Here is a 13,854-nt window from a genome sequence, read left to right on the forward strand (position 1 = left end):
TTCTCATTTAAATTGTTTCATAAGTTTGGTATTCTTCTTCTCCAAGCGCTAGTTTTGCTTTCATACGATCTTCTTCCCTTTGGAAGCTAATACGTAATACCCCAAGCAGTCCTTCACGCGCTTCTAATATTTGCAAGTTCGTAATACTAATTTCCTCGCGCGCCAAAATACTCGTAATATGAGCCAATGCCCCCACCTTATCTAATACATCGACGTATAAGTCGTGATAGGCAGGAATTGCCCCTCTCTTTCTTACTGGTAAAGAATCACGGTATTCTTTCGCATCTGCAAAATAGTTTTGAATCTCGCATGCATCTCCGGTAGAAACTGTTTTATATAAATCTTCCATTTCAGAGATCCACTCTTTTAATAATACCATTAAATGCTCACGATTTTGCTTTACAATATCACTCCACATTTTCGGACTACTAGATGCGATACGTGTAATGTCTTTAAACCCTCCAGCAGCTAGCTGATGAATGAGCGGATTATCTCCTGCATGTTTCTCTACTTGCTTCACTAAACCTGCTGCGATAAGGTGCGGGAAATGACTAACGATCCCTGTTACATAATCATGTTCTTCTGTATTTAAAACAAGGAAATGTGATCCCGTTCCTTTTAACCAATCTTTTAACTCTTCCACATGTTCATTTGGCACATGATGCATCGGTGTTAAAATGTAAAATGCATTTTCAAATAAATGCGCTTTTGCACTTTCAACTCCCGTTTTATGAGAACCTGCCATTGGATGTCCACCAATGAAAGATACTTCCTTTGAAAATAAAGTTTCTGCTTCATTCATAATCGTGCCTTTTGTACTACCAACATCAGTCACTATAACATCTTCTCGTAAACGGAATGACGCAAGTTTGTGTAATAGCTTCTTCGTTTCTTCAACTGGAGAAGCAAAAACAATTAAATGTGCCTTTTCACATGCAAGCTGTAAATCAACTGCTATTTCATCTACTACGTGTAATTCTTTTGCACGCTCTACCTGTTCTTGAAATATATCATAACCTGTTATCGTTACATCGTGCTCTTTCTTAATTGCTAATGCGAGAGAGCCTCCGATTAAACCAGTTCCAATTAATACTACCTTTTTACGCATTTTCCTCATCTCGAGACTTTCTTTTTTTATTTTCAAAGTGTTGTTGTAACACTGAAATCACCCCTTCATTTTGCTCCCTTGTTCCGACTGTAATACGGATACCATTCGGGAACGGACGAATAATAAATCCTGCGTGTGCACAAGCTTCATAAATCTCTCCAGCATTCTCAACTGGCAAGAAGATGAAATTTGTTTGCGATGGATAAAATGGAATATCATTTTCCCTACAAAAGCTCTCGTATTGTTGTAATCCTTCTGTATTCACACGAACTATTTCTTCAATAAACTCGTCATCACCAAAAGCAATCGTCGCTGCTTTTTGCGCTAATGAAGATACGTTAAATGGCAAACGAACGACATTTAATTTTTCGATTAACTCTTCCTGTCCAACCGCATATCCAACGCGGAAAGAAGCTAATCCGTACGCTTTAGAAAATGTTCTAAGTACAAGAATATTTTTATGTTTTTCTAAAAGCGGTAATGTCTCTGGGAAATCTTTTGCTGTTACGTATTCATAGTACGCTTCATCAATGACAATTAACGTATTTTCACTAATACCTTCAATGAATTGAGTCAATTTTCGGTCATTCACATATGTGCCTGTTGGATTGTTCGGGTTACAAATCCATACAATTTTTGTATCGTTATCTACTACTGAAGAAATTTCTTCTAAGTCGTATACACCGTTATTTAACGCAATTTCCTTCACTTCGCAACCTTCTATAATGGCATGATGACGATACTGTGGGAATGTTGCACCTGCTGTTACAATGTTATCTCCCGCTCGTAATACGGCGCGGCTTATTATTTGAATGATTTCATCTAAACCACTACCACAAAGTACTTGTTCCATTTTCACATGTAACTTATCTGCGATTGTTTGACGGAGCGTTGTAGCACCTCCGTCAGGATATAAAGCATGTTCCAACCACGATTTTTGCAACTCATCTAAAACACGTGACGAACAGCCGAATGGATTTTCATTCGATGCTAATTTCACAAACGAATGATCTCCGTACACTTCTTTCATTTGTTCTGGTGATTTACCTGGTTTATATGGTTGTAATGATGATAGTTGATCTTTTACTTGCACGTTAAACCCACCTTTTTATTAAAATTCTTTTGCGTAGTTATTGTGTTGCATAATGTTTTGTTTTAATAATTCCATACGATCTTTTCCGAATTGTTCGACTAGTGCATCTGCAAGTTCCCATGCCACAACAGATTCAGCTACTACACCCGCCGCTGGTACTGCGCAACTATCAGATCTTTCAATACTCGCTTGGAATGCTTCTTTCGTATCAATATCAACGCTTGCTAACGGTTTGTATAAAGTAGGAATTGGCTTCATCACGCCTCTTACGATAATTGGCATACCTGTTGTCATACCGCCTTCTAAACCGCCGGCATTATTCGTTCTTCTCGTGTATCCTTTTTCTTCATCCCACAGAATTTCATCATGCACTTTGCTTCCTGGTTGTCGTGCCGCTTCAAAACCTACGCCGATTTCAGCACCTTTAAATGCATTTATACTCATAATTGCACCAGCAAGTTTTGCATCTAATTTACGATCGTAATGGACGTAACTACCGACGCCAATCGGCATACCTTCTGCAATGACTTCCACAATACCACCGATTGAATCTCCACTACTTTTTGCGTTGTCAATCGCATTCATCATTTCTTGCTCTACTTCTTTATCTAAACATCGAACTGGTGAGTTTTCAGTAATTGTTTGAATTTCTTCAATTGATAAGTTTGAAATATGTTTTGCTTTTACTCCACCAATTTCAAGAACATGTCCTGCAATTTCCACGCCTAATTCGCTTAAAATTTGTTTTGCAACTGCACCAGCAGCTACACGAACTGTCGTTTCTCTTGCAGATGACCGCTCTAATACGTTTCTTATATCACGATGACCATATTTAATTGCTCCATTTAAATCTGCATGTCCAGGACGTGGTTTTGTAATTGTACGTTTCATGTCTTTACTTTCTTTTTCCGAAATTGGCTCTGCACCCATTACTTTCGTCCAATGTTTGAAATCATCATTTTTTACAATTAACGTAATCGGTGATCCAAGTGTCATCCCGTGACGAACACCACTTACAATTTCAACTGTATCTGTTTCAATTTGCATACGTCTTCCGCGTCCATGACCTTTTTGTCTTCTTAATAATTCTTTATTAATATGTTCCGCCGTAAGTGTCAAACCTGCTGGTACACCTTCTAAAATAACTGTTAACTGCGGTCCATGTGATTCTCCAGCTGTAATGTATCTCATTTCTCTTGCCCCTTTACTATTTTTTTGTACAAAAAAGTCCCTACTGAGCGCTCAGTAGGGACGATGTTTATCGCGGTACCACCCTAGTTGTAGACTTCTTTCGTCTACCTCTCTTCTTCTTTAACGATCGTTTGACCGTCTTCCCCTCCAAAAGTTGTCGGGAAAGATGCTCCAAGGCTGTAATTCATGCTTACCTTTGTACTGATTCACACCGACCATCAGCTCTCTTTAACAGTGAGATAAGCACTACTGTTTCCTCTTCAACGCATATATGATATGGAATTAAGATAATTTATTTTTGAAACCTTTTAACTCATCCATGAATCTATGGAATTCTGGAATGTCCATTTGTTGTGCAGAATCTGATAATGCAACTGCTGGATCTGGATGAACTTCAGCCATTACTGCATCTGCGCCAATTGCAAGTGCCGCTTTCGCTGTTGGTAATAATAAATCTCTGCGTCCAGTTGAATGTGTTACATCAACGATAACTGGTAAATGTGTTTCTTTCTTTAAAATTGGTACTGCAGAAATGTCTAATGTGTTACGTGTTGCTCTTTCGTATGTGCGGATACCGCGCTCACAAAGAATAATTTGATCGTTACCTTGCGCAATAATGTATTCCGCTGCGTTAATGAACTCATCAATTGTTGCTGCTAATCCACGTTTTAATAATACTGGTTTGTTAACTTTACCTACAGCTCGTAATAAATCGAAGTTTTGCATGTTACGTGCGCCAACTTGAATTACATCAACGTAGTCTAATGCCATTTCAACATCGTTCGGATTTAAAATTTCACTAATAATTGCTAAGTCAAACTCGTCTGCTACTTGACGTAAAATTTGAAGTCCTTCTACTCCTAAACCTTGGAAATCATATGGAGAAGTTCTCGGTTTGAATGCACCACCGCGCATTAATTTTAAGCCTTGGTCTTTCATCGCTTGCCCTACTTGACGAACTTGTTCTAAACTTTCTACTGCACAAGGTCCCATGATGAACGTTTGTGTTCCGTTTCCAATCAATTCACCTTTTACATCAACGATTGTATTTTCTTGTTTCTTTTTACGTGATACTAGTAACGCTTTACGGTTATCATCTTCTTGTAACTCTAAGCTTGCTTTGAAAATCGTTTTGAAAATATGTTGAACTGTTGATGTTTCGAATGGTCCTTCGTTATGCTCTGCGATCATATCAAGTACTTCACGCTCACGTACTGGATCAAAGCGTTTCGTGCCTTGTACTTGCTTTTGCTCTCCAATTTTTTGAACAATTTCACCACGTTTGTTTAAAAGGTGTAATAGTTGTAAATTAATTTCATCTACCTGTTTACGTAATTGATCTAATTCATGATTTGCCATTTGGAAATCCTCCTCTAATGTTTTAAAAGTATAGTAAGAGAATAAAAATTCTCTATTTTCTGAACTGACTAATTATACAAATTTATAGTGGAATCGATACCTCTTCTTATTTTAAACTAATAATTCGTACACAGACATAAACTACTAGTTAAAAATCCACTTTTTTGTACAAAAAAGCCCTACTGATCCAATCAGTAGGGACGATATTTATCGCGGTACCACCCTAGTTGTAGATTTCTTTCGTCTACCTCTCTTCATTGTTAACGATCATCTGACCGTCTTTCCCTTCATAAAGACAATACTATCTTTACTACGAAAAAGATGCTCTAGGACTGTAATTCGCTCTTGTTTATGTACTGGTTCGCACCAACCACCAGCTCTCTGTTACAGGGAAACAACAACTACTGCTTTTCCTTTCAATGCATGACTATTTAATTTTCAAGTTGGACCACTAAAATACAAAAAGTCCCTACTGAATAAATCAGTAGGGACGATATTTATCGCGGTACCACCCTAGTTGTAGACTAACTTTCCGTCTACCTCTCTTCACTGTTAACGATCAATTGACCGCTTTTTCCTCATAAAGAAAAACTATCTTTATTACGAAAAAGATGCTCCAAGACTGTAATTCATGATTATCCCTGTACTGGTTCACACCAACCACCAGCTCTCTGTTACAGTAAGACTAACCACTACTGTGATCTCTTCATTGCACTTTGTTTATTCAAATGTTTTTGAAATTGAATAAGTATGATTCGTATTATAGAACGCTTTTCAAAACACTGTCAACAACTTTTTATATATTTTTTAAAATTCCACTTTCGTCCTATAATTCTTTTTGTAAATCACCCATTACAATTCCTATGCGAATTATTTCATTTTCTAGTAAATGTAAAACATATTTCTCTACTTTATACTGAACTAATAATTCTTTTATTTGTATGATTTCTTTTTCGAATAACACGGCTTCGTGACATGTTTGTAGTAAAATAAAAAACACATTTGCAAACATTTCTTTATGCGCTTTCATACTTTCTTTTTTATGAAGCATTTCAATCAATAACCGCTTCATTTCCTCACCTGTACATTTACCATGTACACTTGAAAATGTACGAGACATAATACATAATCCTTTTTCTAATATTTCATCCATGTATAAAATAATACGTAAAAGCATTACATATTCTCTCGCAGTTATCTCACCCATTTTTGGTCGTTCTCGCAAAAATACACTGAGCCAAGCTGTCCAAAATTTTTGTTGTTCTTTTACGCTTAATGTTTTGACGTAATAGCATAAAAACTGCATAAACTTAATTTTATTTTCTTCATTTTCTAGTATGAGTAACGGGTATAACCAATCTGTTTTTTGCTCCCAATATAGTACACATTTAATAAATACAAAGCTAAGCCACTTCAAGAAAGCTTCTCTCGTATGCGGATGTAATACTTCCAAATGTTCTACCGCATACTTAATAAATCGCTTCATTTCTGTAAATAAAGGTAAATTTATTTGCGTGTAACATAAGCCGGCCCATGCATATTCCGTAATCTCATTTTGTTTTTTTAAATCTAAGTATGGTAACAAATATTTTCGGCACCATTGTTTTTCAATATGATATAGAAATGTAATATCTGCTATTAAACGAGCAAACATAAAGTTTGTTCGTTCCGAATTAACTCTTACTTGTTCTTCAAATAAAAATAAATATTCATATACATTACGATCGTATAAATGATCATATGATAACAACTTTAATAATACAGCTGTCATTTTTCCAACTGGATGCTGAATTGATTCATTGTAAAAATCTTGTTTCCCAAGCTTAAAGTCTGTATCACTCTTCATAACTTGAGGAAACACTGAAAAAGCAAATCGTTTTACAACACGTATACTATTCTCTTCTAACTCTTCTAGTCGATTACTAATTTCATATAGAAAACTACTAATTAACCAATGAAAAGCAGTATTTCTAACAAATTTCTGCAATAGCGGAATAATTTTTTGGATTTGATCATTTGTCAATCCTCGATTATTTCGCCATTCTCTAATACAAACAAACCATACTTCATTACTTATTTCTTGCACTCCTACTAATTGGTATGCAAATGAAATACTCCACTCTGTGTTTAATTTACATGCTTTTGATAACATCTCTAAAAAATGGCGTTGTTCCAAAACACGATCTTGCGAAAATTGCTGAACTTGCTTCATAATTTCAACATCTTTCAGTTGCAATAATCCGTCAGCAGTTACATTACAAGTAATACTTTGCTCTGTATCCTCTTTCTTTTGTACACTGTATCGTTCGGAATGAAAATGAGGATGCTTTTGCTTCATTAACTCATACCCATTTGCCGTAGATGGACTATTTGAATCACACTTGAATAATAAGTCTAATACGAGACATGCATCAAATACCCTCTCTTCTGTAAGATGCTTTATTACAGTTCGAGTGACTTCTTCTTTTGTTTTTTCTAAACAATGTGCATAATGCCTTTTTAAAAGTTGAAAAACTTCGTGTTTATAAGTGAAATCTAAAAGAAGTCCTTCATGTAACAACCATTTCATTTTGTCATCTACACGAACAAAAATATTTTTATTCATCGCATCAATTGCAATTTGCTTTTGAAGTACACTATTTGCTTCTATCATTTCTGTAATATAATAATCCGCTTTTTTCTCATTGTTTTCGCATAAATAAGTTAGACACTCTTTTACAATTCGTATTAAAAATGCAAGATCATTTTGATGAAACTCTTTCTCTATATTTTCCTTATTTCTTTTTTTCAGTGCCGTTTGTCTTAACGACAACATTCTCAATTTTTCTAATCCAATCATCATAATTGGAACAGCATAATAAGCGATATAAGGCCTCATCTTTTCGTTCCAAATTTGCTCCACATGAGAGAATGTAGATACTGGTAAGCGACTCGATTCCTCGAGTTCTATTGATTCTTGCGTATCATTTCCCCATTTTCTTACACGTTTCAACTTCAGTTTTCCGTCTAAAATAAAAGTTAGTATCAATAAGGCAATTTCCTTATGCTCAGGAAAAGAACATTTTTGCAGTAACTTAGAAATCTTTTCTATAGAGCTACTATCTTTTTCAGCTGTTTCTAATAAAAGGAGTGTCCACCTTGCAAACAACAACGGGTCCATCTTACTCTTCGTTTCGTTTAAGTAGTTACAAATTGTTCTCCATAATAACGGTGATATTTTAGAATAGTTTTTATAAATTAATTGAAATAATTCTTTCTGATGACTAAAAAGAAATTGTTCGACTAACCATTCTGCAAGTAATTCATCTACTTCATTATAGTTTGGCGTAAGCATAAACAAATTTTGTAATTTACCTTCTACTTCTAACCATTCGACCCATTCATAATCATGAGCAAATTCCACAAAGTAACGAACTGTTTCAATTTTTTTAATTGATTGCTTTATGTATGATAATTGTTCCTGTTCTACTGACGGGGGAACCGTTACAATATCCCGAATACGCATTCTTTTCGTAATATAATTATCACCCATTAATTCCGCCCAGCGTTTTACCGCTTTTACGAGAGATTGATGATTATTTACTTTATTCGGATACACAATTGGTCTTATCCCTAAATGTTCCCAGTGGTACGTATTTTCTCCTTGTGCGACAAAAGCAAATCGTCTTGTACTTGGTGGTAAACCAGTTGCTAAATATTTCATTACTGGGTCATTATGACTATATCCAACGAATAAAACGGTGTAATTTGAGAATAGATCAACTAAAAATCTTCTTGCCCACCCTTCTGTTAAGTAAGCCCTTCCAAAATCACCGTCTGTTAAAATTAAAGCCTCTTTCTCCTGTTCTACATTACCATGTATGTAAGCAAGACCTTTAAAAGCTCTCCCAGTCGGTAAAGCTGGAGCGTAATAAACATTGATATCTCTATTTATTTCTTTAATTGCAGTTGTAAAATGTTGATCAAAATTTGTTGTTACAATGCGGATTTCTGTATCTAAAGGAAATAACCTTGGAATTGCATAATGCAATGGATTCGGTTTTGATTTCTCTATATGAACGAGATCTCTTGCAACTTGATGTACATCTTTTGTTTTCGCAATTTTACCAAGATAATAATCATGTGGCTCTGTTATTTCACGTTTTTCGACATATAACGTTTTTGCAATTTCATCAACTAAATCATCAAAATTCGGTAAGTTTGATTTCCCTTTCATAGAAACTCCCGCTCCAACAAATAACACTAACTTTCCTTGCTCAAGGTGATCAATTAACTCATCTGGAATTTCTACTTCTGAAGTAATCCACATTTTGGATTCCCCCTTACCTAAAAATGTCATACACTCTCATTTTACTATAACATTTTTTCATTGTTTTTATAATATTTAGACTAAATTCCGAACATGAAAAAGTTTTATGTAAATAAATCCGTTACAATGTATGAACTCCAGAATTTATTGAAAAACTATGTATAAATCGGAGGTGTAAATTTTGAATGATTTCACAGTAGTGCTTATCAAGTTTATATCGTGCATTATCGCATTTAGTATTGGGCTTGCTTTATTTTTCCCTGCAACGTTTGTTCAAATTATTTCATTCAGTCTCTTTGTTACAATCGTATCCTACATGTTCGTTGATAAAATTATTTTAAATCGAATTGGCAATACTGGTGCCATTATGTCGGATTTCTTATTAACATATTTAAGCGTATGGATTTTCGGTAATATTTTATTAGACAACTATATGCAAATTGCATGGGGCAGTATCCTTTCTGCCATCGTCTTCACTTTATCTGAAGTAATCGTTCATCGCTTCTCTAACTCTCATACAAGGCACAACAATGATAACATTCGTATTAATCGCCGCTTTGCATATGGTACAGAGTTTGCTGAAGAACAAAATATATTGGATAAAGATAAGAAAAAGTAACGTTTTAATGCAGGAGCGCCCTTTTTAATTATGTGGTGCTCCTTTTTTGTATTTTTTCATTATGGTACGTGAAATTATATAAGTGATTATTTCAAAATACCGACTTACTAACAATATTTGACGCTATTTTTTCTAATAAAAAACTGCCTCTTATTTAGAGGCAGCCACTTTTAAGTCTTTTACTGCAACAACATCCGCAAACGCTCCCAATACTGCGTTATGATGTTTCACAATATCTTCAGCACGTAACACTTCTGTATTAAATGTACTATGCGCATCACTCACTAACGTTACTTTATACCCTTCACTACATGCTCTGCGCGTTGTCGTATCTACACAATACTCTGTTTGCATTCCCGAAAGAATAACGTGTTCAATTCCTTTCTCTTGTAACACTTCGCTTAAGTTTGTATTATGGAATGAATCTGGAGTCGTCTTTTCAACTATATTATCTCCTTCTTGCGGAGCGATGGCCGCATGGATTCGCCATCCATCCGTACCTTTTTCTAACGGATGGTCTTTAGGACCGTTATGTTGGATATAAATAACTGGAATATCATTTGAACGACATTCCCTAATAAGCTCTTGCAATGTTTGTAAAAACTTTCCCCCATTATGTACTGGCATTCCAGCTGTATACATACCCGCTTGCACATCAATTACGATTAATGCTTTTTTCATTTCACACATCCCCCTTTATTTGTATAAGCCATTATTATTGTTTATATTCCATCATCCAACAATCTTCTAATTTCCCCTCATGCAACTCATGTTCCTTTAAAATCTTTACTTTTTTAAATCCACTTTTTTCATAACACTTTATTGCTCGTTCATTATTTACTTTCGGATCCATTGCAATTGCTTCTGCTCCCATTTCACCCATAATATATGTAATTGCTGCCTGAACGAGTTTTGTTCCAATTCCCTTTCCCCAATAGGCTGGTTCACCGATAAATTGGTCCATACCCCATACATTTTGCGATTCTTTATAGCCATATAACGCTTTCCACTCTGAATCCACTGGGTACATTTGTATGTAACCAATCGGAATGGTATCAAATTCTATTAAACATCTTTTTTCATTACTGTTTGGACTATGTATAAAATGATCAAGCACCTTTTCTACAGATTGCGGATTATCTCGTCCTTCGTAATACCGCAGGACTGCTGGGTCCGTTAACCATTTAGAAATGATAGATGCATCATCTTCCATTACGTATCTAATCAATAAACCTTCTTTTTGAAAAAGCATATTATACCTCTATTATTTCTTTATATTTTTTCTTGCTGTTACATCTTTCATTGCACCTACTAATGCATATGGTAGTAATGTAATCGCAAAAAATGCTGTAAATACGTTAAATTGCGGGATTGTATAGAGTGTGAACCATTCAGTGAAAAATTGAGAATTTAATATTCTATTAAAAAACTCTCCGCCTGGCCTAAAGTTTGGCGCCCACGCAGTGATTTCACACAAAATAAAGTGAAACTTTAATCAGTGGGGGTTTTGTTCATCCCCCACTGATTATTAGTTGAACCAATCGGGCTTTTACGGGCAGTTGATCCCCCCTCCTTAAATATCCATCATATTAATTATACACTTTCCTCACTTTATTTGTTAAAATTTTCTATATAATTAATGCTGTTGGGGGGAAATACATTATGTCTAATCCTATACTTACATCCACTTTAATCATTCTTAGAGGAAACTCCTCAAGTGGTAAAACAACGATTGCAAAACAACTACAAGAACATTTCGGACAAGGAACACTTTTAGTATCACAGGATGTTGTACGTAGAGATATGCTTAGAGTACACGACACAATGGGTAATTTATCACATGATTTACTATTTGAAATTACGAAGTACGGAAAAGGAAAATGTGAATTTGTTATTTTAGAAGGTATATTGAACAGTCATAGGTATGGTGAGATGTTAAAAGAATTAATTCGTTATTTTGATGAAAATGCATTTGCATATTACTTTGATTTATCATTAGAGGAAACTATTAGACGACATAACACAAGAGACAAACGACATGAATTTGGTGAGGATTCCCTACAAAAATGGTATAATCCGCACGATACTATTAAGGTTGCCACAGAAACTATTTTTACAGATAACTTTACGCAAAAAGATATATTTGATGCAATTCTTAATGATGTTGCGATCGAAAAACAAGCCTAACATAATATGTTAGGCTTGTTATGTATTTTGTATTTCAGTTTTTATAATTAAACAATCTATACATAAATAATAGTATATATTCATTTCCCCAAACTGGAAATCAACTACTGAAATAAGTCCACGTTCCTCAATATCTTGAGTAATTGTAGCAACATATTTCATCTCTTTCGCACAAGTTGGACACGCCAAATCCTTTGGAAGATCATCATATAATGGTACGCCTAATAATCTACATACATATTCAGAACCGAACAAGTCAAAAGCTTCCCAGTAACTATCTTCATCTGTAGGTATATCTTCATTTTTCATATTTATAAGCTTTACCGTTGTTTTTGGTAATGAAGCTGGTAACTTATCTTCCTCTTCCATTATCCATTCTTCTGTATTTTGCTGCTTTATGATTTGAACTGTTTTACCTCCATCACTTAACTGAAAATATTGCGGTTCCCACACCATCGCACAGTTCAAGCATGAAACGAATGGTAAAATATTTAGTTCATTACTTTTAAGTTCAGCAAGTCTCCCATCTTTTAAATCAAAACAGAGAATTTGATGCATCTTCTCACCGCATAACTTACATACTGGCAAATTACAATCTTGACCGCCAAAGTAATGATTATATGAACCTCTTCCTTCAATTACTCTATACCCTTTCCGCTCATTACAATGTGCGCCATATAATTCTATTGTCATATTCTATCCTCGCCTTTTATAAGAATGATTCACAAAATGATAATAATTAAGACTAAAAAACATCGTCTTCCTGAATAGTTTCCATAATAAATTCTTTTAAACTCGGAGATATTTCTTCCATTTCGTCATCCGCGTGATACCAAATATATATTTTATCATCCATTTTTCCATTATTTATTTTAAAGCACAATTTATCCCCTGAACCATCGTCACCAATTATGATAAGATTTTCTGGTATAGACTCATCTCTCATGTCAATATTTTGTCTAACAATATCATCCCAAGTTTTCGTTACATTTCTATTATCTTTAATCGGATATAGTATCCATTTCCCTATTTCAGCATTATTAACTAATTTAATAAGATCCCTATATTGATTTGGGAAAGCAGCACCTAGCTTTTCTTCCGTTTCTTTTATTTGCAACTCTAATACACCTTGTTTCTTTGTTTCAATATATTCTCTTACTTCTTTCATGAAATACACCTATCCTTTGAACTTAATTACACTATTATGAGTGAAAGTGTTTAGTAAACGATTTGATCCGATTCATATATTTCATTATACGTTAACCCTTCGTTTTCAACATACTATTCTTCTCTACTTCTCAATAACCTTCTGTTCTACTTCCTTACCTCATTCTTAATAGTTTTTCTAAACATGAGACAATTTTTATGTTTTATTACAGGTTTATTAATAAGTCATTTAAAAATCCTATTATCCTTCTACTAAAAAAATAAAAGCCAGCCTCAATAAAGAGAACTGACTTCTATTTGGATAATTATTGTTATTATAAAATTTTCACTTTAACAGTTTGTCTTCCCCAATTCATAGCTTTACTTTTTGAACCCATTAAAACATCAATACGATTACCTTTAATTGCACTTCCAGTATCACCAGCGATCGCTTCTCCATAGCCTTCTACCCATACTTTAGATCCTAATGGGATTACTTTCGGGTCAACTGCGATAATTCTCATATTCGGATTTTCCGTTAAATCATGCCCCATCGCAGTTAAAACGCGTCCACCATATGTACCATTTTCACTTGGATCAGCAGTATACGCTGTCGCTACTACCGTTAATTCACGTTTAGCAGACTGTATGTTGTTTTTAGATGCTTCTTTCGCTCTCTCTTCTTCTTTAGCCTTTGCTATTTCTCTTGCTTTTTCTTCTTCTTTAGCTTTTGCTTTTGCTATTTCTCTTACTTTTTCTTCTTCTTTAGCTTTTGCTATTTCTCTTGCTTTCTCTTCTTCTTTAGCTTTTGCTATTTCTCTTGCTTTCTCTTCTTCTTTAGC

12 protein-coding genes, 1 pseudogene and 3 other annotated features are annotated in these 13,854 nt (G+C 34.7%); of the genes and pseudogenes, 2 read left to right on the top strand and 11 right to left on the bottom strand.

The features are described 5' to 3' along the window. Nucleotides 1–7: 7 nt before the first annotated feature. The 5 genes from tyrA to ACTFN4_RS22630 form a co-directional block, all read right to left on the bottom strand. Nucleotides 8–1,108: a prephenate dehydrogenase gene (tyrA, locus tag ACTFN4_RS22610; protein ID WP_001228140.1), complete on the bottom strand. Its 1,101-nt coding sequence runs from the start codon at nucleotides 1,106–1,108 to the stop codon at nucleotides 8–10. After that, nucleotides 1,101–2,201, bottom strand: a complete 1,101-nt coding sequence (hisC, locus tag ACTFN4_RS22615; protein WP_001197280.1) for a histidinol-phosphate transaminase — start codon at nucleotides 2,199–2,201, stop codon at nucleotides 1,101–1,103. Before hisC ends, tyrA begins: the two co-directional genes overlap by 8 nt. A gap of 18 nt (nucleotides 2,202–2,219) precedes the next feature. Next, a complete protein-coding gene (gene aroC, locus ACTFN4_RS22620; protein WP_001269425.1) occupies nucleotides 2,220–3,392 on the bottom strand; it encodes a chorismate synthase in 1,173 nt (390 codons plus the stop codon). 53 nt (nucleotides 3,393–3,445) lie between these two features. Next, nucleotides 3,446–3,665, bottom strand: a binding site (T-box leader). 9 nt (nucleotides 3,666–3,674) lie between these two features. Next, nucleotides 3,675–4,751 (bottom strand): bifunctional 3-deoxy-7-phosphoheptulonate synthase/chorismate mutase, encoded by a 1,077-nt coding sequence (locus ACTFN4_RS22625; protein ID WP_001273575.1) that lies wholly within the window; start codon nucleotides 4,749–4,751, stop codon nucleotides 3,675–3,677. A 193-nt stretch (nucleotides 4,752–4,944) separates the two neighbouring features. After that, nucleotides 4,945–5,180: a binding site (T-box leader), on the bottom strand. Between the two features lie 54 nt (nucleotides 5,181–5,234). Continuing rightward, nucleotides 5,235–5,470, bottom strand: a binding site (T-box leader). 107 nt (nucleotides 5,471–5,577) lie between these two features. Continuing rightward, on the bottom strand, nucleotides 5,578–9,060 hold the full coding sequence (locus ACTFN4_RS22630) for a DUF4020 domain-containing protein (RefSeq protein WP_439962809.1): 3,483 nt from the start codon (nucleotides 9,058–9,060) through the stop codon (nucleotides 5,578–5,580). Between the two features lie 181 nt (nucleotides 9,061–9,241). Here ACTFN4_RS22630 and ACTFN4_RS22635 point away from each other — a divergent pair, with 181 nt between their 5' ends. Then, the gene (locus ACTFN4_RS22635; protein ID WP_000997702.1) at nucleotides 9,242–9,679 is read left to right on the top strand and encodes a YndM family protein; all 438 of its coding nucleotides are present in this window, start codon (nucleotides 9,242–9,244) and stop codon (nucleotides 9,677–9,679) included. Nucleotides 9,680–9,829: 150 nt separating this feature from the next. Here ACTFN4_RS22635 and ACTFN4_RS22640 read toward each other — a convergent pair whose 3' ends face one another. The 3 genes and pseudogenes from ACTFN4_RS22640 to ACTFN4_RS22650 form a co-directional block, all read right to left on the bottom strand. Then, a complete protein-coding gene (locus ACTFN4_RS22640) occupies nucleotides 9,830–10,360 on the bottom strand; it encodes a cysteine hydrolase family protein (RefSeq protein ID WP_000709539.1) in 531 nt (176 codons plus the stop codon). Between the two features lie 34 nt (nucleotides 10,361–10,394). Continuing rightward, complete coding sequence (locus tag ACTFN4_RS22645; RefSeq protein ID WP_000898772.1) at nucleotides 10,395–10,931, bottom strand: GNAT family N-acetyltransferase; 537 nt, start codon at nucleotides 10,929–10,931, stop codon at nucleotides 10,395–10,397. A 12-nt stretch (nucleotides 10,932–10,943) separates the two neighbouring features. Further along, nucleotides 10,944–11,162, bottom strand: a pseudogene (locus ACTFN4_RS22650) (YfzA family protein); the annotation flags it as partial. A gap of 179 nt (nucleotides 11,163–11,341) precedes the next feature. Here ACTFN4_RS22650 and ACTFN4_RS22655 point away from each other — a divergent pair. Then, a complete protein-coding gene (locus ACTFN4_RS22655) occupies nucleotides 11,342–11,866 on the top strand; it encodes a kinase (RefSeq protein ID WP_000070150.1) in 525 nt (174 codons plus the stop codon). Nucleotides 11,867–11,884: 18 nt separating this feature from the next. On the opposite strand, the gene ACTFN4_RS22660 is transcribed toward ACTFN4_RS22655, so the two are convergent. The 3 genes from ACTFN4_RS22660 to ACTFN4_RS22670 form a co-directional block, all read right to left on the bottom strand. Continuing rightward, a complete protein-coding gene (locus tag ACTFN4_RS22660) occupies nucleotides 11,885–12,559 on the bottom strand; it encodes a hypothetical protein (protein ID WP_017656517.1) in 675 nt (224 codons plus the stop codon). Between the two features lie 52 nt (nucleotides 12,560–12,611). Continuing rightward, nucleotides 12,612–13,034, bottom strand: a complete 423-nt coding sequence (locus ACTFN4_RS22665) for an SMI1/KNR4 family protein (protein ID WP_006928545.1) — start codon at nucleotides 13,032–13,034, stop codon at nucleotides 12,612–12,614. A 313-nt stretch (nucleotides 13,035–13,347) separates the two neighbouring features. Continuing rightward, a partial coding sequence (locus ACTFN4_RS22670; protein WP_439962810.1) for a 3D domain-containing protein occupies nucleotides 13,348–13,854 on the bottom strand: 507 nt, incomplete at its 5' end.

It is taken from the genome of Bacillus cereus group sp. MYBK95-2, assembly GCF_051915225.1.
In the GTDB taxonomy this organism is placed as follows: domain Bacteria; phylum Bacillota; class Bacilli; order Bacillales; family Bacillaceae_G; genus Bacillus_A; species Bacillus_A cereus.

What these genes read in the sequence shown, in the direction of transcription:
- tyrA (WP_001228140.1), bottom strand. Translation starts at nt 1,108, where the DNA reads ATGCGTAAAAAGGTAGTATTAATTGGAACTGGTTTAATCGGAGGCTCT.
- aroC (WP_001269425.1), bottom strand. Translation starts at nt 3,392, where the DNA reads ATGAGATACATTACAGCTGGAGAATCACATGGACCGCAGTTAACAGTT.
- ACTFN4_RS22625 (WP_001273575.1), bottom strand. Translation starts at nt 4,751, where the DNA reads ATGGCAAATCATGAATTAGATCAATTACGTAAACAGGTAGATGAAATT.
- ACTFN4_RS22630 (WP_439962809.1), bottom strand. Translation starts at nt 9,060, where the DNA reads ATGTGGATTACTTCAGAAGTAGAAATTCCAGATGAGTTAATTGATCAC.
- ACTFN4_RS22640 (WP_000709539.1), bottom strand. Translation starts at nt 10,360, where the DNA reads ATGAAAAAAGCATTAATCGTAATTGATGTGCAAGCGGGTATGTATACA.
- ACTFN4_RS22645 (WP_000898772.1), bottom strand. Translation starts at nt 10,931, where the DNA reads ATGCTTTTTCAAAAAGAAGGTTTATTGATTAGATACGTAATGGAAGAT.
- ACTFN4_RS22655 (WP_000070150.1), top strand. Translation starts at nt 11,342, where the DNA reads ATGTCTAATCCTATACTTACATCCACTTTAATCATTCTTAGAGGAAAC.
- ACTFN4_RS22660 (WP_017656517.1), bottom strand. Translation starts at nt 12,559, where the DNA reads ATGACAATAGAATTATATGGCGCACATTGTAATGAGCGGAAAGGGTAT.
- ACTFN4_RS22665 (WP_006928545.1), bottom strand. Translation starts at nt 13,034, where the DNA reads ATGAAAGAAGTAAGAGAATATATTGAAACAAAGAAACAAGGTGTATTA.